We start from the raw sequence: 1,434 nt of genomic DNA, 5'->3' as shown, positions 1-1,434 counted from the left end.
TAGCATCGCATGATGCAACGTTGAAAGTTGGCCTTTGGCTAACACTGTAGGATGGGCCCGCGGCGCATTAGCTAGTTGGTAAGGTAACGGCTTACCAAGGCCACGATGCGTAGCCGACCTGAGAGGGTGATCGGCCACACTGGGACTGAGACACGGCCCAGACTCCTACGGGAGGCAGCAGTAGGGAATCTTCCGCAATGGACGAAAGTCTGACGGAGCAACGCCGCGTGAGTGACGAAGGCCTTCGGGTCGTAAAGCTCTGTTGTTAGGGAAGAACAAGTACCGTTCGAATAGGGCGGTACCTTGACGGTACCTAACCAGAAAGCCACGGCTAACTACGTGCCAGCAGCCGCGGTAATACGTAGGTGGCAAGCGTTGTCCGGAATTATTGGGCGTAAAGCGCGCGCAGGCGGTCTCTTAAGTCTGATGTGAAAGCCCACGGCTCAACCGTGGAGGGCCATTGGAAACTGGGGGACTTGAGTGCAGAAGAGGAGAGTGGAATTCCACGTGTAGCGGTGAAATGCGTAGATATGTGGAGGAACACCAGTGGCGAAGGCGGCTCTCTGGTCTGTAACTGACGCTGAGGCGCGAAAGCGTGGGGAGCGAACAGGATTAGATACCCTGGTAGTCCACGCCGTAAACGATGAGTGCTAGGTGTTGGGGGGTTCCACCCTCAGTGCTGAAGTTAACACATTAAGCACTCCGCCTGGGGAGTACGACCGCAAGGTTGAAACTCAAAGGAATTGACGGGGGCCCGCACAAGCAGTGGAGCATGTGGTTTAATTCGAAGCAACGCGAAGAACCTTACCAGGTCTTGACATCCTCTGCCACTCCTAGAGATAGGACGTTCCCCTTCGGGGGACAGAGTGACAGGTGGTGCATGGTTGTCGTCAGCTCGTGTCGTGAGATGTTGGGTTAAGTCCCGCAACGAGCGCAACCCTTGATCTTAGTTGCCAGCATTCAGTTGGGCACTCTAAGGTGACTGCCGGTGACAAACCGGAGGAAGGTGGGGACGACGTCAAATCATCATGCCCCTTATGACCTGGGCTACACACGTGCTACAATGGACGGTACAAAGGGCAGCAACACCGCGAGGTGAAGCGAATCCCATAAAGCCGTTCTCAGTTCGGATTGTAGGCTGCAACTCGCCTACATGAAGCCGGAATTGCTAGTAATCGCGGATCAGCATGCCGCGGTGAATACGTTCCCGGGCCTTGTACACACCGCCCGTCACACCACGAGAGTTTGTAACACCCGAAGTCGGTGAGGTAACCTTTTGGAGCCAGCCGCCGAAGGTGGGACAAATGATTGGGGTGAAGTCGTAACAAGGTAGCCGTATCGGAAGGTGCGGCTGGATCACCTCCTTTCTATGGAGAATTACGAGGCAACATTGGTTGCCAAACTTGCATGAGCGTTTCGTTTAGTTTTGAAAGA

At 54.7% G+C, this 1,434-nt stretch carries 1 rRNA gene; it reads left to right on the top strand.

What is annotated here, in order from left to right:
- Nucleotides 1-1,367 (top strand): 16S ribosomal RNA (locus tag LCM09_RS20565); the annotation flags it as partial.
- Nucleotides 1,368-1,434: the final 67 nt, after the last annotated feature.

This window comes from Guptibacillus algicola, from assembly GCF_020171805.1.
Lineage (GTDB): Bacteria > Bacillota > Bacilli > Bacillales > Guptibacillaceae > Guptibacillus > Guptibacillus algicola.
Note: the sequence above shows the minus strand (reverse complement) of the source record. Positions and strands in the feature narration are given on the sequence as shown.